The organism is Eubacterium limosum, assembly GCF_000807675.2.
Taxonomy (GTDB): Bacteria; Bacillota; Clostridia; order Eubacteriales; family Eubacteriaceae; genus Eubacterium; species Eubacterium limosum.
In genome coordinates, this window is sequence record NZ_CP019962.1 from 1,036,888 (window position 1) to 1,056,964 (window position 20,077).

At 43.4% G+C, this 20,077-nt stretch carries 19 protein-coding genes; 16 read left to right on the plus strand and 3 right to left on the minus strand.

What is annotated here, in order from left to right; all coding sequences use genetic code 11:
- Positions 1 to 4 precede the first annotated feature (4 nt).
- Both hisG and hisZ read right to left on the minus strand, forming a co-directional pair.
- A complete protein-coding gene (hisG, locus tag B2M23_RS04775) occupies positions 5 to 634 on the minus strand; it encodes an ATP phosphoribosyltransferase (protein ID WP_013378701.1) in 630 nt (209 codons plus the stop codon).
- A 1-nt stretch (position 635) separates the two neighbouring features.
- Positions 636 to 1,889 carry an ATP phosphoribosyltransferase regulatory subunit gene (gene hisZ / locus B2M23_RS04780; protein WP_038351877.1) on the minus strand — a complete coding sequence of 418 codons (1,254 nt, stop codon included), beginning with the start codon at positions 1,887 to 1,889 and terminating at the stop codon, positions 636 to 638.
- Positions 1,890 to 2,142: 253 nt separating this feature from the next.
- On the opposite strand from hisZ, the gene B2M23_RS04785 reads away from it, so the two are divergent.
- The 6 genes from B2M23_RS04785 (at position 2,143) to B2M23_RS04810 (ending at position 7,555) form a co-directional block, all read left to right on the plus strand.
- Entirely contained in the window at positions 2,143 to 3,948 is a 1,806-nt protein-coding gene (locus B2M23_RS04785; protein WP_038351876.1) for a GGDEF domain-containing protein, read from the plus strand.
- A gap of 35 nt (positions 3,949 to 3,983) precedes the next feature.
- Positions 3,984 to 4,622, plus strand: a complete 639-nt coding sequence (locus B2M23_RS04790; RefSeq protein WP_013378704.1) for an HAD-IA family hydrolase — start codon at positions 3,984 to 3,986, stop codon at positions 4,620 to 4,622.
- Positions 4,622 to 5,869: a CCA tRNA nucleotidyltransferase gene (locus B2M23_RS04795; RefSeq protein ID WP_038351875.1), complete on the plus strand. Its 1,248-nt coding sequence runs from the start codon at positions 4,622 to 4,624 to the stop codon at positions 5,867 to 5,869. The genes B2M23_RS04790 and B2M23_RS04795 overlap by 1 nt, the downstream gene beginning before the upstream one ends.
- Positions 5,838 to 6,695, plus strand: a complete 858-nt coding sequence (gene rsmA / locus B2M23_RS04800) for a 16S rRNA (adenine(1518)-N(6)/adenine(1519)-N(6))-dimethyltransferase RsmA (RefSeq protein ID WP_038351874.1) — start codon at positions 5,838 to 5,840, stop codon at positions 6,693 to 6,695. The genes B2M23_RS04795 and rsmA overlap by 32 nt, the downstream gene beginning before the upstream one ends.
- Before the next feature lie 70 nt (positions 6,696 to 6,765).
- A complete protein-coding gene (locus tag B2M23_RS04805) occupies positions 6,766 to 7,047 on the plus strand; it encodes a hypothetical protein (protein WP_038351873.1) in 282 nt (93 codons plus the stop codon).
- A 121-nt stretch (positions 7,048 to 7,168) separates the two neighbouring features.
- Positions 7,169 to 7,555, plus strand: a complete 387-nt coding sequence (locus B2M23_RS04810) for a PadR family transcriptional regulator (RefSeq protein ID WP_038351872.1) — start codon at positions 7,169 to 7,171, stop codon at positions 7,553 to 7,555.
- Positions 7,556 to 7,602: 47 nt separating this feature from the next.
- On the opposite strand, the gene ramQ is transcribed toward B2M23_RS04810, so the two are convergent.
- A complete protein-coding gene (ramQ, locus tag B2M23_RS04815) occupies positions 7,603 to 9,384 on the minus strand; it encodes a corrinoid activation enzyme RamQ (protein WP_038351871.1) in 1,782 nt (593 codons plus the stop codon).
- 298 nt (positions 9,385 to 9,682) lie between these two features.
- Between ramQ and B2M23_RS04820 the strand changes: the two genes are divergently transcribed.
- The 10 genes from B2M23_RS04820 to B2M23_RS04865 all read left to right on the plus strand — a co-directional run bounded on the left by B2M23_RS04820 (position 9,683) and on the right by B2M23_RS04865 (position 20,069).
- Complete coding sequence (locus B2M23_RS04820; RefSeq protein WP_038351870.1) at positions 9,683 to 10,498, plus strand: methyltetrahydrofolate cobalamin methyltransferase; 816 nt, start codon at positions 9,683 to 9,685, stop codon at positions 10,496 to 10,498.
- Positions 10,499 to 11,199: 701 nt separating this feature from the next.
- Positions 11,200 to 12,879, plus strand: a complete 1,680-nt coding sequence (locus tag B2M23_RS04825) for a formate--tetrahydrofolate ligase (RefSeq protein WP_038351869.1) — start codon at positions 11,200 to 11,202, stop codon at positions 12,877 to 12,879.
- A 158-nt stretch (positions 12,880 to 13,037) separates the two neighbouring features.
- Positions 13,038 to 13,667 carry a cyclodeaminase/cyclohydrolase family protein gene (locus B2M23_RS04830; RefSeq protein ID WP_038351868.1) on the plus strand — a complete coding sequence of 210 codons (630 nt, stop codon included), beginning with the start codon at positions 13,038 to 13,040 and terminating at the stop codon, positions 13,665 to 13,667.
- A 35-nt stretch (positions 13,668 to 13,702) separates the two neighbouring features.
- Positions 13,703 to 14,605: a bifunctional 5,10-methylenetetrahydrofolate dehydrogenase/5,10-methenyltetrahydrofolate cyclohydrolase gene (locus B2M23_RS04835; protein WP_038351867.1), complete on the plus strand. Its 903-nt coding sequence runs from the start codon at positions 13,703 to 13,705 to the stop codon at positions 14,603 to 14,605.
- A gap of 65 nt (positions 14,606 to 14,670) precedes the next feature.
- Positions 14,671 to 15,336 (plus strand): methylenetetrahydrofolate reductase C-terminal domain-containing protein, encoded by a 666-nt coding sequence (locus B2M23_RS04840; protein ID WP_038351866.1) that lies wholly within the window; start codon positions 14,671 to 14,673, stop codon positions 15,334 to 15,336.
- Position 15,337: 1 nt separating this feature from the next.
- Positions 15,338 to 16,216, plus strand: coding sequence for a methylenetetrahydrofolate reductase (locus B2M23_RS04845; RefSeq protein WP_038351954.1), 879 nt, complete (start codon positions 15,338 to 15,340; stop codon positions 16,214 to 16,216).
- Positions 16,217 to 16,229: 13 nt separating this feature from the next.
- A complete protein-coding gene (gene lpdA, locus B2M23_RS04850) occupies positions 16,230 to 17,603 on the plus strand; it encodes a dihydrolipoyl dehydrogenase (protein ID WP_038351865.1) in 1,374 nt (457 codons plus the stop codon).
- A 381-nt stretch (positions 17,604 to 17,984) separates the two neighbouring features.
- Positions 17,985 to 18,365 carry a glycine cleavage system protein GcvH gene (gene gcvH, locus B2M23_RS04855; RefSeq protein WP_038351864.1) on the plus strand — a complete coding sequence of 127 codons (381 nt, stop codon included), beginning with the start codon at positions 17,985 to 17,987 and terminating at the stop codon, positions 18,363 to 18,365.
- Between the two features lie 76 nt (positions 18,366 to 18,441).
- Positions 18,442 to 19,263 carry an amidohydrolase family protein gene (locus tag B2M23_RS04860; protein WP_242945872.1) on the plus strand — a complete coding sequence of 274 codons (822 nt, stop codon included), beginning with the start codon at positions 18,442 to 18,444 and terminating at the stop codon, positions 19,261 to 19,263.
- 176 nt (positions 19,264 to 19,439) lie between these two features.
- The gene (locus B2M23_RS04865; protein WP_038351862.1) at positions 19,440 to 20,069 is read left to right on the plus strand and encodes a M15 family metallopeptidase; all 630 of its coding nucleotides are present in this window, start codon (positions 19,440 to 19,442) and stop codon (positions 20,067 to 20,069) included.
- The last annotated feature ends 8 nt before the right edge of the window (positions 20,070 to 20,077 follow it).

Here is a 20,077-nt window from a genome sequence, read left to right on the forward strand (position 1 = left end):
CTCCTTAATTGATCGAAAGGTTAGCTTCAAACCTTTCAATAATCGGGTCAATCATGGCGCCTTTGGTTTTAAGGCTGACCTTGTTGACAATGAGCCGTGAGCTGATATCGCAGATTTCTTCCAGCACCACCAGGCCGTTTTCGCGCAGGGTACTGCCGCTTTCCACAATATCGACAATACAGTCTGACAGGCCTAAAAGAGGGGCCAGCTCCACAGAACCATTGATTTTGATCAGGTCCACAGGCTCGTCCTTGCTGTTAAAATAATCTTTGGCGATGGCTGGATACTTTGTTCCCACCACCAGTTTTTTACCGAACTGGGGCTTGGAATCCTTAAAGCCGGCAACGCACATTTTGCACTGGCCGATATCCAGGTTTAAAAGCTCATAGACATTGGCGGGGTGCTCCATTAAAACATCCCGGCCGACAATACCGATGTCCGCCGCTCCTTTTTCCACATAGGTGGGAACATCAGGAGATTTTACAAGAAAGAATTCAATGGCGCCGGTAGTATCCTGAAAAATGAGCTTCCGGCTTTTTTCATCATAATCTTCAAAAATATATCCGATTTTCTGTAAGAGCTCGATGGCTTTTCTGGCCACCCGGCCCTTGGCTAAAGCTAAACGTATCTGCATCTTAGTTCACCTCTGCTTTGACAATGCTGTCAATGGCCTGAAAGCCCTGACCTGTAAAACGATAATTCTTCTGACCACGGATCAGATAATAATGGGCACCCTGATAGAGAACATTTTGTGAAAGGGTAGCTACGCATTCCTCAGGAGAGTTTTTTAAGACGAATAGTTCTGTGGGCTGTCCCTTTTGACGCAGGATACCCGCGCTTTTATATCCTTCACATTTGTCCTCTGGAGAATAGAAGATAACTGCTTTTCTCTTTTCGGTTTGGGGCAGAAGGTGGTACTGCTCCATATATTCCATCATTTTCAGCAGATCAATCCCAAATCCGCAGGCTGGACGAGAAATGCCAAATTTCTCCGATAAATGGTTGTAACGGCCGCCGTTGATCACAGGCTCTCCCCAGTTATTGATATAACCTTTAAAAATAAGGTCAGAATAGTAATTCATCTGATTGGTAAAGCCTAAATCAAAGGAGATGTATTTTGCGTAGCCCGTAACTTCCAGATGACGGTAGATAGCCTTTAGCTTATCCACAACACATTTCATGGCGTCGTTTATGCAGAGCGCTTCCATTTTTTTGAAAACCTGCTGTGGTTCTCCATAGAGTTTGGGTAATTTTAAAATAATTGCTGTGACTTTATCGTCGAGGTTTTTGCGATTTAAAAATTCACCAATGTCACCGATGTTTTTGTTTTCAATATATTTGAACAGCTGCGCTTTTTCCTTAACGCTGAAGGCCAGCTCATCCATCAGGTGATTGATAAAACCGACGTGTCCTAGGTCGATATGAACGTCCTCGATGCCATTTGACAAAAGGGATTCAATGGCCAGTGCGATGATCTCGCCATCGCATTCAGGGCTATTGTTTCCAAAGTATTCAACACCCATCTGAGTCATTTCCTTCTTAACGCTTTCCGGTGATGCGAAGCTGCGGTAAATATTGGTTAAATATGAAAATTTAATTATTTCGTCGGGATCGTGGTGATTGATGGCAGCCATGCGGGTGACGGCCAGAGTGGCATCAGGCTTAAGGGCCAGCACCTTCCCCTGATGGTTGACAAGTTTAAAAAGATCATCGCTGGCGATGGAATCCTCGGCAGCGTACAGGTCATAGGCCTCAAAAGTTGGTGTTGATATGGGATGATAACCATACAGCTCGAAAAGCTGTCCCAGGTTATTCTCTATTTTCTGTAGTGCGGGATAGCCTTGATATTGGATGTTCTCAAAACCATCGATCGTATAGTTTTCTAGCATTGCTTTCCTCCGGTGATTTATTGCGTTAGTGCAATAAAGTGATGTGGTGATATAATAACATTTATTTTATAAAAGGTCAATATTCTTAGGAAAATTTAATCTTTTTTGAGTATGGTATACTCAGGATATTATTATTTTATCATAAAATCTCTAAGGCAACTCAGTTTTATATTGAAAAATAGTGAATGATGGTGCAAAATAGATAAAGAGAGTTTGGATTAGCGCATGAGTACAGAAAATCGAGGAAGATTTTATGGATACATTTTTAATATTCAATCTGATTGGCAATATCAGTCTTTGGCTGTTGATTATTGCCTTGATTATAACCGGCTTTTTCTATTATAATTATCGTTTGAAAAGGGAAAACCTTGAGCAAAAGGAACAGTACCGCCTGGACGTAGACCTGATCAGGACAATGCTCAATATGGTATCGGATTGTGTTATTCTTTTGGATGAAAACGGCACGATCCTGCGTGTCAATAAAAAGCTGGAAGAATACTATGGGCGCTCGGCTGATAAGATTGTCGGAAAGAACTATCAGCGGTTTCATACAGATTTTGATTATGAAGAACATAAATCGAATATGCGGCTCAATTTTGATTTGGGAAGCACTTATACACTTTCAGTAAAATACTATATGCCGGACCGGTCTGTCATCCCTTTTTCAGTTGAAATTCATCGCTTTATTTTCAGCGAAAAGGTATATTACGGCATTGTGGCCAGAGATGAAAAGAACCTTCAAGAACGTGAGACTTACATTGAAGAGCAGGCAAGCAAACTGGTAGAGATCGAGCATATAGCCCGCATGGGCTACTGGGAGCTGAACCACCAGAACAAGGAAATTGTCTGGTCCAGAGAGCTTTATCATATTTTGGGCTATGAAATCAATACGGTTAAGCCTAATCTGGATATTCTGTTTAAAATGGTTTATCCGGCCGATCAGGAACGTGTAACTAAGGCCTTTCTGGACGCTTTTCAGAATCAGGAGACCGTGGATATCCATCACCGCATTATCACGACTAAAAATGAAGTCGTGGATGTGCTCATCCGTATCCGGCATACCTTTTCCAGTAAAAATGAGCATCTTTCAACTATCGGGATCGTCCAGAATATTACAGAAGAAAAAGAACTCAGGGATAATCTTGATTTTCAAAGTCAGTTTTCAAAGGCAGTTGTGGATAACTCCGATATGCTGGTATTAACAACAGACGAAAACAATAATATTTTGGAGGTAAACCCCTTTATTGAAGAGCTGACCGGCCAGTCAAGAGAAGCTCTTATCGGCCAGCCGGCAGAAGAAATCTTTGGTCGTGTCGCCCAGCGCCGCACCAACAGAGACAGGAATTATCGTAAGCCTCTTGATCTCCGTGACAAGGAAGGCAGAACCCGATGGATCTACTGGAATACGAGAGAACTGCCGTATTTTGATAACCGGCGCGTTTGTGTCAGTGTTGGACTGGATGTTTCAGAAGGCGTGGAATATCGTAATAAGTTTGAATACCTGGCCTACCATGAACCCATTACCGGCCTCGCAAGCCGCTTGAAACTCCGCCAGGTACTCAGTCGCTATTTTGCCAAAAACGCCGGAAAGCCCGGGAAGCATATGGCGCTGCTCAACATATCCTTGACCAACTATCACGAAATTAATGATCTGTATGGCTATGAGGTTGGGGATCAGGTTGTTAAACAGGTATGTGAGCAGTTGGGTGACCGTGTAGGGCATTACGGTCTTCTGGCCCGTCACAGCGATGATTTGGTGGTGCTCTTTCTTCCAAACCGTAATGCCAGAGAAAAGATTGAACCGATCTGTATAGAAATTATTGAATGCCTCAACGAGCCCTGTGTTGTGGAGGGAATGACCTTTACGATAGGCGGCCAGATTGGCGTGGCAAAATATCCGGAAAACGCGCAGAACAAAGAGGATCTTCAACGATTTGCCGACGCGGCTATGAACTGCGCCCGGCTGGATACCTCCATCGATTATTACTTTTTTGACGACAAGCTCAGAAGAAAAATGGTTGATGATAAAATGATGTACAGAAAGAACTACAAAAAATGAGGTAGATAAGGCCAGATAAACATAAGGAGAACAGAATGGCTTATAAATGTGTGGTTTTTGATTTTGACGGTACTTTGGCCGATACAGAGGAAAAAACCTTTAATATATACAACGATATGGCTGAAAAGTACAAATATCGAAAAATCACAAAAGAAGAGCTGCAGCATATAAAAAATCTGCATATAAAAGAAATTATGGAAATTGTGGATATCCCTTTTTACAAACTGCCCAGAGTTCTCAGCGAGGGACAGAAGAGAATGCGGGCAACCATGGAAGATATACGGGCATTTTATCCGGAAATAAAAACTTTCATGGACGACCTTACCCAGATTACTGAATACCGTGGGATACTGACTTCCAATATTGAAAAAACCGTCCAGTCCTTTTTAAGACATTACCGGTTAGAGGACGATATTGACTTTATTATGTGCTCGGCGCTTCTATCAAAGGAAAAGAAAATAAAAAAAGTTCTTAAGAAATATGATCTTAAGAAGGAGGAACTGCTTTACGTTGGCGATGAAACCAGAGATATCGAATCCTGCCTCCGGGCAGGTGTGGACGTGGTGGCAGTAAAATGGGGCTATAACACGCCCAAAGCCCTGGAACGCTGCAACCCCACTTACATGGTGGATCATACCACGGATATCCTGACCATTGTAAAGAATAAAATGTAATGGAAAAAGCAATCGAAACCTTATTTCAAGTTTTCAGAAAACATCATAAGCAGCTTTTTATCGTGGGAGGAGCCGTCCGTGATATGCTTCTGGGCCAAATCCCGAGCGATTATGATTTTACGACCGATGCCCTGCCAGACGAGGTCGAAAGCTGGTTTGAGCATACCATCATCGTCGGTAAGCATTTTGGAACGATTGGCGTTATTATAGACAAAAAAGTTTATGAAATCACGACTTTTCGTAAGGAGGCCAGCTATGCTGACGGCCGCCACCCCGACGAAGTGTTATTCACCGATGATGTAAGAGAAGATGTCAGCCGCCGTGACTTTACCATTAATGGATTGTTAATGGATGAGCACGGTTGTATTTTCGATTATGTCGGCGGACTTGAGGACATCAAAAACGGCATGGTCCGTTGTATTGGCGACCCTAAAAGGCGCTTTGAGGAGGACCGTCTGAGAAAATGGCGCTGTATTCGCCTTGCGGCCGAAAAGCGCATGGAGTTAGATGAGCAAACCCGCAGCGCTATTCGTGATGATCCGGATACAACGGGTGTCAGCATTGAGCGTATTCGCGAAGAGCTTACCCGGATCATGCTATGTGAGAAGGTAGCATGGGGCGGGTATCTCCTTATAAAAACGGAACTTCTGGGCGATCTGTTAAACCGTATGGTTCCGGAGTATTGGAAGCGGTGTGAAGGCTATCTTATCGATGGTTTTGAAATTATGGGTTATTTGCCCAAAAAACTGCCGCTCAGGCTGGCGGCGCTTCTGTTAAATATGTTTCCGGAAGAGCGGAAAGTCTTTCTCAGAGAAATGCGCTATTCTAATAAAGAAAAGCAGCTGGCCTATGGCTATTGTCACCATGTAGTAGCTGATAGTCGGGATATTGTTGTTTTTAAGGAAGCTCTGGCAGATATCGGAATGGAAAATGCAGAGGATTTTCTGTCTTTTCAGGACGGACTGGCTTATTGGGATGGAGACCCTTCAATCAAACGAGCAGCTGAACAGAATCAACGGGCTTACCGTCGGATAGTCGCAAACCGAGAGCCCATGACCTTAAGAGAACTGGCCGTTAATGGAAAAGACTTGACAGACAGAGGCTATCAGGGAGAAGCCATTAAGGAAAGTCTGACCCGGCTTCTGAAAAGAGTTTATGAATACCCCTTAGAAAATAAGAGAGACAGGCTTTTGGCCTGGCTGGAAAGAGAAACACATGGAGAAACTGACCTCCCCGAAAGTAATTGAGGGGATCTTAAATAAATACGACCTGCATTTTAACAAGCGTTATGGACAGAATTTTTTGATTGATGAAAATATCGTGCGAAAAATTGTAGAAGCCGGCAATGTGCATAAAAACGATACCGTATTAGAGGTAGGGCCGGGGATTGGAACCATGACTCAGGTGCTGGCTGAAGCTGCCGGAAAAGTCTATTCTGTGGAAATAGACAAGAAATTAATTCCCGTTTTAGCCGAAACCCTGGAGGAGTGCAGTAATGTTGAGATTATTCAGGGCGATATTTTAAAAACAGATATCCCGGAGCTGCTCAAGACAAATCTGCCGGAAAATCCCTTGAAAATTGTCGCGAACCTGCCTTACTATGTTACAACGCCCATTATTATGGGCTTTCTGGAATCAGAACTGCCCATTGAACAGATGACTTTTATGATCCAGAAGGAAGTAGGAGAACGGCTTTGTGCGGAGCCCGGGACAAAAGCTTATGGTTCACTGACCATTGCGGCGCAGTTTTATGCCGAAACAGAAATTAGCTTTTATGTGCCCGCGGCGGTGTTTATGCCGAGGCCAAAGGTTGATTCCATCGTTGTTACGCTTAAAAAAAGAATAGAACCGGCAATCCATGTATCTGATAAAAAGCTTTTTTTCCAGATCGTAAAGGCTTCGTTTTTGAACCGCAGAAAAACATTGATCAATGGCCTGCAAATGAACACCGATTATTCGAAAGAGCGTCTGTTGGATGCTCTGGAAAAATGTGGAATAGCTCCGGGTGTACGGGGAGAAACCTTGACAGGCGAAGATTTTGCCCGTCTGGCGAATACTCTGTCAGCAGAATAGATAAATACCCTCTGTGAATAAAATCGATCATTTTGGATATATACTTTAATGATTGAAAGGGGGGCATTTTATGGAAACGAAACCCGCAAGAAAGACACGTCCGTTTTACGTAACACTGGCTCTGGTAGCCATTATCATGTTTAGTCTTTTTGGTTTCCTGTTCTTTAGAGAGATGGGAAGGCTAAGCAGCCTGACCGGTGTCAGTATGCTGCCTGAACAAAAATTGACAATATCAAAAATTGACAAACAGGAACTAAGAGAAAAACAATTGGAAAACCAGTACACACAGACGCTGGTTATTACGACAGATGCAGTGGCATCCTATATTATGGATAATAAGGCCGTTAATTGATTTTACAAAAGCCCCGGGATTACCTGGGCTTTTTTGATTGTATGGATCTTTACAAAAAATTAGAAATGGCGTATACTCTTATTAATAAACATAAGACTTAATCCAATAATGGAGGAATTGAATGAAAAGTATTAAAAGAGTGTGTGCCTGTAAAGGCGGAACCCTGACCCGTTTTATACAGCCTGTGATCCTGACCATTCTTTCAGAACAGGACGACCATGGCTATAGCATCTTATCAAAACTGGCTGACACTTATCTGTGGAAGGATAAAAAACCGGATGCCTCGGGTCTTTACAGAACGCTTAAAAATATGGAACAGCAGGGACTTATCATTTCGCATATCGACATTGCGGACAATGAGAACATGGGGAAACGGGTCTTTTCCATAACATCCGCTGGGCTGGAGTGTATGATGCACTGGAAGGAAACATTGGAAGACTATCAGAAGGGCATTGATGAGATTATTGCGGGAATTGAGGAAGCCGCCGAGAAAAGAGAATTGAACTAAAATAAAAAGACGAAGCTAAGCGCGCTTCGTCTTTTTTGTATTTAGGATTAAATCATCACATTATCCCCGAACATGGTATTCATCATATAGGTTTCGACAAATTTGGGGTCAGTTGCCAGCTCGATATGGGTAGTGATGCGTGGAATAGCATTACAGATACCGGCCTCTTCCTTTGACAGCAAATACAGCTGTGCCCCAGTGCCTGCCCCGTTGCCGATGGAGCGTACAGGAACACCTTCAATCTTTGGAAGTAATCCAATAAATTGTGCATTGTGAACGTCGATGTAGTTTCCGAAAGCGCCGGCAATGACAATTTCTTCAAGATCACTGCCTTTGATGCCGTAATTTTCAGAGAGCAGGCAGCAGCCCGTGTAAATAGCAGCCTTTGCAAGCTGGACAGCGCGGACGTCTTTTTGTGTGATAATGATGTCTTTACCCTCAGGATTTTCACCGGCGGTTACAATTTTAAAATACCGCTGATTGTTTTCATCTACGCCAAAACGATTTTTCATGGGATGGGCATCTAAAGCATCGCCCTTAATGAAGTTGCCCCGTTTGGCGATGAGTCCCTCACGAAACAGCATGGCAATAGCATCAACAATACCAGAGCCGCAGAAGCCTTGGGGAGCTGTTTTGCCGATGACGGAATAGGTGATTTTTCCATTTTCACAGCCAACCTTTTCAATAGCTCCGGTGGTACCGCGCATTCCCATGGTCAAACCTGCGCCTTCCAAGGCGGGTCCGCATGCGGTGGAAGCGACATAGTACTTATCACAGTTTCCGACGGCGATCTCGCCATTTGTACCGAGGTCAATCATTAGCCGCATTTTTTTATCGCGTGGCAGGCCCAAAAGAACTGCTGTGGTATCTGCCCCTACGAAACCACCGAGCAGTGGCATAAAGGTAACCGTACCCTTAGGGTTAATCGGAAGCGGTGTGTCCATACCCTTGAGCGATATGGCATCCTTGCAGAATCCGAGGAATGGTGCCAGGCCAAGATGCTTTGGATTGAGTTCCAGAAACAAGTGAGCCATGGTGCTGTTTCCACAATAAACAGTCTGATATATATCCTTCGTGTCGATAGATGCTTTTTTACATACCTGAGTGATAATCTCAGCCAGAGTTTCCATGATGGCTTCGTAGATTTTATGTAGGCTTTCCGGCCCTTCGCCAGCATAGTCAATGCGGCTGATAACATCTCCCCCAAAAGCAATCTGCTTATTTAGCATGGAATGCTGGTTTAGCAGGCATCCGCTTGTTATATCATAGAGATATCCGACAACAGAGGTGGTGCCAATGTCAAAGGCAATGCCATAAATGGGTTTTTCCTTTTCATTAGAAGGGATAAAATCGATAATCCTGTTGCCAGAGACGATGACATGCAGCCTTTCATAACCTTCCAGAAAGTAAACCTCTGAAAAATGCTTTAAAACAGAATAGTCCGGTGTGTCAATGGTTTGCGGTATGAGCTTGCGCAGGACGTCCAGATCATAAGTACACATAGGCGTAACAAGATCGGTATAGTTTAATGAGTAGCATTTTACGATAGGATCAAAAGGCAGGTCGCTGTTGGATGAGGTTTCAAGGATTTGGCTGGCAGCCTGTTCACGAGAAGCATAAATCTCCATTCCATCAGAAACAGAATACTGGCATGCTAGGACCTCTTTCATTTCTCCGTTTTCCTTAACGTTGACCAAACATTTTTTACAGCGTCCCTTTCCGCCGCATACAAGGTTTAAAGGCAGGCCAATGGAAGCACAGACATCAGAAACCAAACTTTCCTGAGACACATCTATTTCTTCCTCAAGTAATGGGAACAATACGCGCATGATAAATCTCCTTTATTAATATTGAAAATTATGTATATACAGGTAAACATCATCTTTAATCGTTTTAATTATACGCTTTCATAGCTGATTTTACAATACAGATTCCTTAAATTTGCAATAAGAAAAATCAGGGGTTCAGGAAGAAAGGGTAAAATTTTAAACAATTTGTGAAAAAATATTGACAACGGTTTCTGAACGTGGTACCCTATGTATATGATATATCTGTATATACAGGTAAGACTTGTATGTACATTTATTTGAGTAGCGGCGAAGTAAACGCTGTCAGAGGAGGATTATGATGATTATTATTGGAGAAAAACTGAACGGTGCGATTCCAGTGGTTAAAAAAGCCATTGAAGAAAAAGACGAAGCATTCATTAGAGACAGAGCAATTGCTCAGGCAGAAGCTGGTGCTACCTACATCGACGTATGTGCTGGTACAGCTCCTGAAATTGAACTGGAATCCTTAAAATGGATGATGGACATTGTGCAGGAAGCCGTTGAAACACCACTGTGTATCGACAGCCCGGACCCTGAAATTTTAAAAGCTGTTTTCCCATTATGTAAAAAACCAGGTCTGGTAAACTCTGTTTCCGGCGAAGGTAACAAAATGGATGTTCTCTTACCATTGTTTGACGATGCAGATCCAACATGGGAACTGGTTGCTATGACTTGTGATAATGCCGGTATTCCAAACACCGTTGAAAAAAAAGTTGAGTTAACAAAAATGATGGTTGAAGAAGCTAAAAAGCATAATCTGACACCAAACAGAATTCACATTGACCCATGTGTAATGGCTTTATCAACAGAAAACCATTCTTTCTTAAACTTCAAAGCAGAAATCGAAGGAATCAGAGAAATTTATCCTGACATTCATATTACCTCAGGCTTAAGTAACATTTCTTTCGGCTTACCAGCCAGAAAATTAATGAATCAGAATTTTATGACCTTATCTATGTTCGTAGGTATGGACTCCGCTGTTATGGATCCGACAAGCCGCGACATGATGGGCGCAATTTTCGCAACAGACGCTTTATTAGGAAATGACCGACTTTGCAGAAAATACAGCAAGGCTTTCAGACAGGGCAAGATTGGACCAGTTCAGGCGAAATAATCTTTAACCCATCCTACTTTTAATTGTGCTAATACTTGATGAATTTTAAGTATATAACATTTCTTAGTTAAGAGAGACAACATTGGCGGGCTGTGATTTGTCGATTTGTCTCTTTTAATTTTTTTCATTCAAAATCGTTTTCATGAAAATTTTACGATAAGTTTGTTTGATATTTATCTATCAATCTGATGGCAGTTTATTTTAAAATATTGCTATAAAAGCATTGACAAGCCTTTTTTTACGTGGTATGATTTAACCATAAGCAAGAAGTGGCATATTATATATAATAGTACCCAGACATAATCGGCGGGCAGATTGTAAACGTCAAGTCTTTATACTAAGGGAAATGGTGAGAGGCTCTGACGGGAATGTGAATATGGAAATGAGATTAAGTGTATCTAAAAATATGGTTAGTCGAAGAGTTCTTTTTTTAGCCAAATCTGTATATACAACTATTTACATATAAATACATGAATATACAATGTAAAACTTTGTGTAAATATATGAAAATAAACGTATTTCGTGACAAGTTTGTATATATAAGCATATACAGGTAATACAGGAATATACAAGTGTAAACGCTAAACAGCCTTAAAAAAAACAAAATTTATCTTACTTTGTATTTGATTTTTTTCGTAAAATGCTTTAGAATATGAAGTAAGAAATGTTAAAAATTTATCAAAGTATTGGAGGATTTAAAAATGGGTTTCAAATCAGACATCGAAATTGCACAGGAAGCTAAACCACAAGACATTCGTGAGATTGCTGCCAAGTTGGGTTTAACAGAGGATGACTTAGAATTATATGGTAAATATAAAGCTAAAGTCGATTATAATTTGTTAAAACGGGAAACCGGAAAAAAAGCAAGATTAATCTTAACAACTGCAATTAATCCGACTCCTGCCGGTGAAGGAAAAACGACAACAACCATTGGTGTTGCAGACGCGCTTTCTAAATTGGGCAAAAACACACTCGTTGCTTTAAGAGAACCTTCTTTAGGACCAGTTTTTGGTGTTAAAGGCGGCGCTGCTGGCGGCGGTTATGCTCAGGTTGTTCCGATGGAAGACATTAACCTGCATTTTACAGGCGATTTCCATGCGATTGGTGCAGCAAACAACCTTTTAGCTGCAATGCTTGATAATCACATTCATCAGGGAAATGAATTAAACATTGATCCTAAGAGAATTACCTGGAGACGTTGCGTCGACATGAATGACCGTCAGTTACGTAACATCATCGATGGTCTTGGTAAAAAAGGTGATGGTGCTGTCCGTCAGGATGGTTTTGACATTACTGTTGCTTCTGAAATTATGGCAGCCTTCTGTCTGGCAAGTGACATTGTTGATCTGAAAGATAGAATGGGCCGTATCATTGTCGGTTATACTTACGATGATGAACCGGTTACCGCTGGCCAGTTAAAAGCTAACGGTGCAATGGCTGCTTTATTAAAAGATGCTTTGAAACCAAATTTGGTACAGACACTGGAAGGAACGCCTTCTTTTGTACATGGTGGACCATTCGCAAACATTGCTCATGGATGTAACTCTGTAATCGCTACAAAGATGGCAATGCATTTTGCTTCGGATTATGTAGTCACAGAAGCAGGTTTTGGTGCAGACTTAGGCGCAGAAAAATTCCTGGACATCAAATGCCGTATGGCTGGTTTGAAACCAGACGCTGTTATTATCGTAGCAACTGTAAGAGCACTGAAATACAACGGCGGTGTTCCAAAAGACGAATTAAATAACGAAAACTTGGAAGCTTTGGAAGCTGGTCTTCCAAACTTATTGAAGCATGTTGAAAATATTACTCAGGTTTACAAATTACCTGCAGTTGTTGCGATCAACCGCTTCCCATTAGATACTGAAGCAGAATTAAAATTAGTAGAAGACAAATGTAGAGAGCTTGGCGTTAACGTTGCTCTGTCCGAAGTATGGGCAAAAGGCGGCGAAGGCGGCATCGCAGTTGCCAATGAAGTTATCCGCCTCTGCGAAGAAGGTGAAAATAGCTTCCAGTTCTCTTATGAAGATGACATGAGCATCAAAGATAAGATCAACGCCATTGCAACTAAGATCTACGGTGCTGATGGTGTGGATTATACGCCGGAAGCGGATGCTGAAATTGCAAAATTAACAAAATTGGGCTTTGATAAAGTTCCGGTATGTATGGCTAAGACACAGTACTCCTTAACCGATGACCAGACTAAACTGGGCCGTCCGACTGGCTTCAGAATCACCGTTCGTCAGGCAAGCATCTCCGCAGGTGCAGGGTTCATCGTATGCTTAACCGGTGAAATTATGAAAATGCCTGGTTTACCAAAAGAACCGGCAGCGGAACGTATTGATGTTGATGAAAACGGCGTAATCTCCGGCTTATTCTAGGAAACCGAAATACAAAATTAAATAACAAATTTGACTGCTTTTGCTATATCGGCAGTCTGGGGGAGGGGTTCGACTCCTCCCCATTCGCATTTTCAGACAAAATTATTCATGAAAAATGTGAACCTTAATGAAGAACATAAATTTTGAGAGGAAACACTATGGGAATCGCAGACAAAAAATGTACAGAATTTGTCGAAGTACTTTACAGTAAAAGTGCTGTTCCTGGCGGTGGCGGTGCAGCGGCACTGGTAGGCGCCATTGGTACAGCATTGGCAGGAATGGTCGGCAATCTGACAACCGGTAAGAAAAAATACGCTGAATATGAAGAAGATATCCAGAGAATTCTTGGCGAAGCTCAGGCATTACAGGATCAGCTGATGGCGATGATTGATCAGGATGCCGAAAATTTCGCGCCTCTGGCCAAGGCTTACAGCCTTCCAACAGAAACGGAAGAGCAGAAGGCATATAAGGCAGAAGTAATGGAAGAATGTACAAAGGTAGCCTGCGGCGTACCCATTGAGATTGTTCGTGTATGCTATAAAAGCATCAAGCTTCACGAAGAACTTGTTCATAAGGGGTCCGCTTTGGCTATTTCTGACGTTGGCGTTGGGGTACAATGCCTGCGCGCAGCAATGATCAGCGGCTGGCTTAATGTTTTAATCAACATTAAGACCATGAAGGACAGAGACTATGTGGCTTCTGTTGAAAATGAGCTGAAGCCTATGCTGGAAGATGGTATTGCAATTTGTGACACTGTTTATGCCGAAGTGGAAAAACAGTTGTCTTAAAACTTAAATTCAAAAAATAAATTCAGGAGAAAATTATGGCAGCAAAATTATTAAGTGGTAAAGAAGTAAGTGAGTCCATGTTAGCAAAGGTTCTGGAGGATGCAAAATCCCTGATTGCGGGAGGCGTTCAGCCTAAATTGGCAATTATGCGTGTTGGCGCAGATCCGGGGTCTATCTCTTATGAAAAAAGTATTATTACCAGAATGGGCAAATCAAGCATTGAAGTGGAATCTGTAGAATTCCCTGAAGATGTAACACAGGCTGATTTTGTAGCAAAATTAAAAACGCTTAATGATGATAAAAACATCCATGCAGTTTTAATTTTTAAACCGCTTCCAGAACAGCTGGATGAAGAAGAAATCAAATATATCTTAAGCCCGGAAAAAGACCCGGATGCTCTAAACCCAACAAACCTTGGTAAATTGATGATTGCGGATGAAAGAGGTTTCTTCCCATGTACAGCAGAAGGTGTTATGGAACTGCTGAAGCACTATGAAATTGATGTTAAGGGCAAAGATGTTGTCATTATCAACAACTCAAACGTTCTTGGAAAACCGCTGGCAATTATGCTGACCAATGAATTCGCAACAGTGACCATGTGTCATGTGTTCACAAAAGACACACCGTCTTATACAAAAAAAGCAGATATTGTTGTTACAGCTGCTGGTATCTATGGCCTGGTTAAACCGGATATGTTAAGCGAAAACTGTATTCTCGTTGACGTTGCAATGTCTCAGATGAAAGATGAAAACGGCGAATTCGTATTAAACGAAGAAGGCAAAAAGATCCGTACGGGTGATGCCCACGTTGACTGCCTGGATAAGGTTGCGATGATCACCTCTGCTACACCTGGCTGCGGCGGCGGAACTGGCCCGATCACCACCGCTCTTCTGGCACAGCATGTTATCAAAGCCTGCAAACAGCAGAATAATTTATAGGAATGGGAATTAAGCCCGGGAGAGTCTCTCCCCGGGCGGATTAAATATAGACGGAGGAAGTAAAAATGATTATTTCTCAAAAGAAATCTTTTGAAGATGTATTAGAATATTTAAAGGACGCAAAGAAAGTGGTCATCACTGGTTGTTCTGAATGTGCGACAGTTTGTAAAACCGGTGGAGAAGAAGAAGTTGAAGCCATGAAAGCTGCGTTGGAAGCCGAAGGTAAAGAAGTTCTGGCAACCAAGGTTTTAACAACTTCCTGTAATGTGCTTTTAAACAAAAAAGAATTAAAAGAAATCAAAGGCGAGCTGGGCGAAGCAGATGCTGTACTGTGCATGGCGTGCGGCGATGGTGTTCAGACTGTTGCAAAGGGCGTTAAAAAAGAAACTTACCCAGCAAATGACACCATGTTTGTTGGCGAAACCGTCCGCAATGGTATCTTTGAGGAAATGTGTAAAACCTGCGGTGACTGCGTGCTTGGCAGAACTGCTGCAATCTGCCCGATTACCCGCTGTGGCAAGTCCTTATTAAACGGTGCCTGCGGCGGCTCCAGAGATGGCAAATGCGAAGTTATTCCTGAAAATGACTGCGCGTGGATTGAAATTTATAAAAAACTGAAAGAACAGGGTAAAGAAGAATTACTTGAAGAAATTCAGCCATTACGCGGCTACAAAAAGGTTGCTTACCCAAGAACAATTAATTTAAGAGATCAGGAAAAGGATGGTGAATAAGATGAGCAGTTTATTACAACAGACATTAGAAGCCGGTAAATTTGCGATTACTGCAGAAATGGCACCACCAAAAGGGACTGATTTCAGCCACATTTTAGAAATTGCCGACCTGTTAAAGGGTCGTGTGCAGGGCGTTAACGTTACAGACTTCCAGTCTGCCGCTGTCAAGGCTTCCTCACTGGCTATGTGTGTTGAGCTTGAAAGAAAAGGGCTTGAACCGATCTTACAGATGACTGGCCGTGACCGCAACCGTATTGCCATCCAGGGTGAAATGTTATCCGCAGGTCATTTCGGCATTAAAAACATGCTGGCACTGACGGGTGACCATACCACTACTGGCGACAATCCTGAAGCTAAACCGGTATTTGAAATGGACTCTGTATCCATCCTTCAGACAGCTGAAGTACTAATGAGCGGCCAGGATTTAGCCGGCAATGAACTACAGGGCTCTCCGGATTTCTATCTGGGCGCTTGTGTTACCCCTGTTTTTGATCCGGTTGAAGTACAGCTGATCAAAATGCGCAATAAGATCAAAGCTGGCGCCAAATTCTTCCAGACACAGGGTGTATTTGATATTGAAGTTATGCGCGAATTTAAAGAACTGACCAAGGACATGGACTGCTATGTTCTGGCTGGTATCATTCCACTTAAATCTGCCGGTATGGCAAAATTCATGAACCGCAGCGTGCCTGGAATCTCTGTACCAGACGCTTTAATTGAACGTTTGACCGAAGCTGAAGACAAAGCTGCTGAGGGTATCAAGATTGCCGGAGAATTTGTAGCTCAGCTGAAGGAAGAAGGCGTATGTGACGGCGCTCATATTATGGCGATCGGCGCAGAAGAAAACGTACCGAAGATTCTGGATATAGCTGGTTTATAGGAGTAGTGAACTAATGAGAATTACTGTAATAGGTGCAGGCCCGGGCGGCTATGAAGCTGCTATTATGGCTGCAAAACTGGGTGCAGAAGTCACCTGTATTGAAAAAGATGAAGTCGGCGGTACCTGTTTAAACCGTGGCTGTATTCCGACAAAAGCTTTTCTGGCAGCCTCCGATGTTCTGGAAACTGTTGAAAGCGCTAAGGATTTTGGCATTAACATTGACGGCACTGTCAGCGTTGATTACAAAGCCGTTGTAGACCGCAAAAATAAAGTAAAAGACGGCCTGATCAAAGGGATCCATTTCCTGTTTGAAGAAAACAAGGTAAACCTGATCAAAGGTACGGGCAAAATCGTTGATAAAAATACCGTTGAAGTTACCAAAGAAGATGGTTCAACCGAAACTGTTGAAACAGACAAAATTATCCTGGCCACCGGTTCTGTTCCGGTAAGCCCAGGAATGTTCAAATATGACGGAAAAAAGGTCATCACCTCTGACGAAGTGCTGGATCTGGAAAGAGCTCCGGAATCCATTATTATCGTTGGCGGCGGCGTTATCGGCTGTGAAATCGGCCAGTTCCTGAGCCGCATGGGCACAAAGGTAACCATTGTGGAAGCGCTGGAACAGATCCTTCCAAACGAAGACAAGGATGTTTCCAAACAGCTTCTGCGTCAGTTTAAAAAGGATAAAATCAAGGTGCACACCGGCGTAGGTGTGGCTGAAGTTGAAGTTTCTGACGATGGTGTTAAAGCTTCTTTAGCTAACGGCAAGTCCGTTGAGGCTGAAATTATGCTGGTTGCCATTGGCCGCCGCAGTTTTGTGGACAATCTTGGTGCACAGGATGCCGGTGTTGAAGTGGATGAACGTGGCCGTATTGTTGTCAATGACAAGATGGAAACCTCCGTCCCCGGCGTTTACGCCATTGGGGACATCGTTGCGACAGCTCAACTGGCGCACGTTGCCTCAAAAGAAGGGATCGTCGCTGTTGAAAACGCCATGGGTGCAGACAAGCATGTGGCTTATGCCGCGGTACCGCGCTGTGTATACACCGAGCCAGAAGTCGCTGGCGTTGGCTTAACTGAAAAGGACTGTGAAAAGAAGGGCGTCGAATATAAACTTGGAACCTTTGATTTCAGAGCTTTAGGTAAGGCACAGGCCATTGGCAAAATCCAGGGTTTTGTAAAGGTCATTGTGGATAACAATGACGTGATCGTTGGCGCTTCCATTGTCGGACCACACGCAACCGACCTGTTGGCTGAGCTGAGTCTGGCAGTACATTTAGGCTTGACCGCTGAACAGGTTGGCGATGTTATTCATCCGCATCCGTCACTGTCCGAAGCACTGATGGAAGCACTGCACGACGTACACGGAAAATCCGTTCATAAATAATTAAATGAGGCTCTCTCAAGATGAGAGCCTTCAGGCTGTCAAAGAAGTGGCGCAGCCCGAGACTGCGCCTTTTATCCAGATAAGCAAAAAGGTCCAGGCACTGCGGTAAACGGCCAGGAACCGTGTCGCACGACTGGAATAGCCGGACACTGGTGAGATGAAGCGTCCACTTTAGTAAAAAAGCTGTCCCTGTGAGGGCGGTGCCCGCAGGACGCTTTTTCTTCCTTAGGTAAAAGGCTTCGTCGCTCTGGTTTTTTGACACGCTGGAGGCTCTCTCAAAAAGAGAGTCTTTTTTAAAAGAGAGTTCTTTTTTAACTTGAACTCATGGCGTTATCGTGATATATTAAAGTCAAAATATACAATATTTAAGGAGAAAAAACCATGAACGTACCACAGGAATTAAAATACGACAAGGAACAACATCTTTGGGTTGCAGTCGATGATAATGTAGCAACCATTGGTATTACGGATTTCGCACAGGATAAAATGGGCGATATTTTATTCGTAGAGCTGGCAGATGAAGACGACGAATTTGAACGCGGGGATGAATTCTCAGTTGTTGAATCCGGTAAGAAAGCTTCTCCGTTGGAAGCACCATTTGCCTTTAAAGTTCTTGAATCCAATCAGGATTTAGATGACGAACCAGAAGCGATTAATGAGGACGCTTATGCAAACTGGATCGTTAAGGTTCAGATCACAGATGATGAAGGTATTGAAGACTTGGTAGACGCAGCTGAATACGAAGCGGCAATTGCTGAATAAGGTTTTTCTTTAAATGGTCATTGATTGTCATATCCATTGCGCTTTAAGCGGTTTTGGTAAACTGAAAAAAGGATTGATGTCTGAGGATACACCGGAGCGGGAGGGCTGGTTTTCGTCACTGGCAACGCGGTACCGCAAGCACAATGTCAAAGCGCTGCGTGACGGCGGTGACGCCTATGGTGCGGGCACTGCTTTTAAGCCCATCGCTGAGGATGCTGGTATTATTTTCAGAACACCGCTGGTGGCCCTGTATAAAACAGGTCACTACGGAGATTTTTTGGGAGAGGCCATTACCGATTTTGACTCCTGCCGTAAAAAGATGGATCAGCTGCTCAAACGCAGGCCTGATTTTATTAAGATTATCCAGTCAGGAATTATGAGTTTTGACCATTTTGGGGAGGCTGGCAGTCTGGAATTTACAGATGCGGAGCTTTGCTATCTGATTGACCGGGCCCATGACGCCGGACTGCGGACGATGGTGCATGTCAATACGCCAAAGGGCATTATGATGGCCATTGAAGCCGGGGCAGACAGCATTGAACATGGATATTGCATTGATGCAGACTGCATCGCGGCGATGAAAGAAAAAGATATTGTCTGGGTACCGACACTGGCGCCTTTTGCCAATATCGCAAGCTGCGATGAAAGCCATCCGCTTTCCCGGTACCGGGAGGTTTCACAGCGCTATTTTACCGGGCATAAGCTTCAGGTGAGAAAGGCCCACGTGGCAGGTGTGACCATTGCCCTGGGCAGTGACGCAGGCGCGTCACTCGTGATACATGGACAGGCCTCCAGAGAAGAGCTGAGCTATTTGATGGACTGCGGCCTGACAAAGGCCGAGGTGTTTACAAATGGCTGCAGGGTTCTGGAACTGGATGAAGCGCAATTTAAAAAATGATAACAAATTCAGGAGTCCTTCAGGGCTCCTTTTTAGTGCGCGTTATAAAAAAGAGAAATAAAGTCATCTAAGACAATAGAGGAACCCCCTTTTCAAAATGCTTTAAATCGGGTACAATTAAACGATGTGGGATGTGTGCTCAAAACACTAAACTTCTGAAAAACAAGGAATTAATTATGCATGAACTCGTAACCGTGCGTCCAGACAATTTTGTGGATGTAGCGGATTATATACCAACCATTGAAACAGATGTAAAGTATTATTCTGGGGATAACTTTGTCGGCGAACGGATTGAAGGCTACAATGCCCCCATTATCCTGATAACCAGGGAGACGGCCGAGGCGTTGAAGGCAGCGCAGAGTAAGCTGATGACCAAGGGCTACTGCCTGCGGGTGTATGACGGATACCGGCCTCAGAGAGCTGTAGAGCATTTTTTGAGGTGGAAGGACAGGCCGGAAACCGGCATAACCAAGGCCCGCCACTATCCGGATTTTACCAAGGCAGAGGTTTTTGACGAAGGCTTTATTGCTGCCCGTTCGACCCATACACGGGGCAGTACAGTGGACTTGACGGTAGTGGATATGCGTAACGGCCAGGAGCTGGATATGGGGGGCTTTTTTGACTACTTTGAGGAAAGCTCCTACAGTAATTATACGGATCTTACAGCGATTCAGAGCCGTAACCGCATGATGCTGAAATATCTGATGCTGTCCTGCGGCTTTGAGCCGTTTTTTCAGGAATGGTGGCATTTTACTTTGAGTAACGAGCCCTATCCCAACACTTATTTCGATTTTGAAATTCAATAGTAAGAGGT

Bases quoted from the DNA above. Each gene is read 5' to 3' on its own strand.
- B2M23_RS04805 (WP_038351873.1), top strand. From the start codon at position 6,766: ATGGAAACGAAACCCGCAAGAAAGACACGTCCGTTTTACGTAACACTG.
- B2M23_RS04865 (WP_038351862.1), top strand. From the start codon at position 19,440: ATGCATGAACTCGTAACCGTGCGTCCAGACAATTTTGTGGATGTAGCG.
- ramQ (WP_038351871.1), bottom strand. From the start codon at position 9,384: ATGCGCGTATTGTTCCCATTACTTGAGGAAGAAATAGATGTGTCTCAG.
- rsmA (WP_038351874.1), top strand. From the start codon at position 5,838: ATGGAGAAACTGACCTCCCCGAAAGTAATTGAGGGGATCTTAAATAAA.
- B2M23_RS04790 (WP_013378704.1), top strand. From the start codon at position 3,984: ATGGCTTATAAATGTGTGGTTTTTGATTTTGACGGTACTTTGGCCGAT.
- B2M23_RS04835 (WP_038351867.1), top strand. From the start codon at position 13,703: ATGGCAGCAAAATTATTAAGTGGTAAAGAAGTAAGTGAGTCCATGTTA.
- B2M23_RS04785 (WP_038351876.1), top strand. From the start codon at position 2,143: ATGGATACATTTTTAATATTCAATCTGATTGGCAATATCAGTCTTTGG.
- lpdA (WP_038351865.1), top strand. From the start codon at position 16,230: ATGAGAATTACTGTAATAGGTGCAGGCCCGGGCGGCTATGAAGCTGCT.
- B2M23_RS04860 (WP_242945872.1), top strand. From the start codon at position 18,442: ATGTCTGAGGATACACCGGAGCGGGAGGGCTGGTTTTCGTCACTGGCA.
- hisG (WP_013378701.1), bottom strand. From the start codon at position 634: ATGCAGATACGTTTAGCTTTAGCCAAGGGCCGGGTGGCCAGAAAAGCC.
- hisZ (WP_038351877.1), bottom strand. From the start codon at position 1,889: ATGCTAGAAAACTATACGATCGATGGTTTTGAGAACATCCAATATCAA.
- B2M23_RS04845 (WP_038351954.1), top strand. From the start codon at position 15,338: ATGAGCAGTTTATTACAACAGACATTAGAAGCCGGTAAATTTGCGATT.
- B2M23_RS04820 (WP_038351870.1), top strand. From the start codon at position 9,683: ATGATTATTATTGGAGAAAAACTGAACGGTGCGATTCCAGTGGTTAAA.
- B2M23_RS04830 (WP_038351868.1), top strand. From the start codon at position 13,038: ATGGGAATCGCAGACAAAAAATGTACAGAATTTGTCGAAGTACTTTAC.
- B2M23_RS04810 (WP_038351872.1), top strand. From the start codon at position 7,169: ATGAAAAGTATTAAAAGAGTGTGTGCCTGTAAAGGCGGAACCCTGACC.
- B2M23_RS04840 (WP_038351866.1), top strand. From the start codon at position 14,671: ATGATTATTTCTCAAAAGAAATCTTTTGAAGATGTATTAGAATATTTA.
- gcvH (WP_038351864.1), top strand. From the start codon at position 17,985: ATGAACGTACCACAGGAATTAAAATACGACAAGGAACAACATCTTTGG.
- B2M23_RS04795 (WP_038351875.1), top strand. From the start codon at position 4,622: ATGGAAAAAGCAATCGAAACCTTATTTCAAGTTTTCAGAAAACATCAT.
- B2M23_RS04825 (WP_038351869.1), top strand. From the start codon at position 11,200: ATGGGTTTCAAATCAGACATCGAAATTGCACAGGAAGCTAAACCACAA.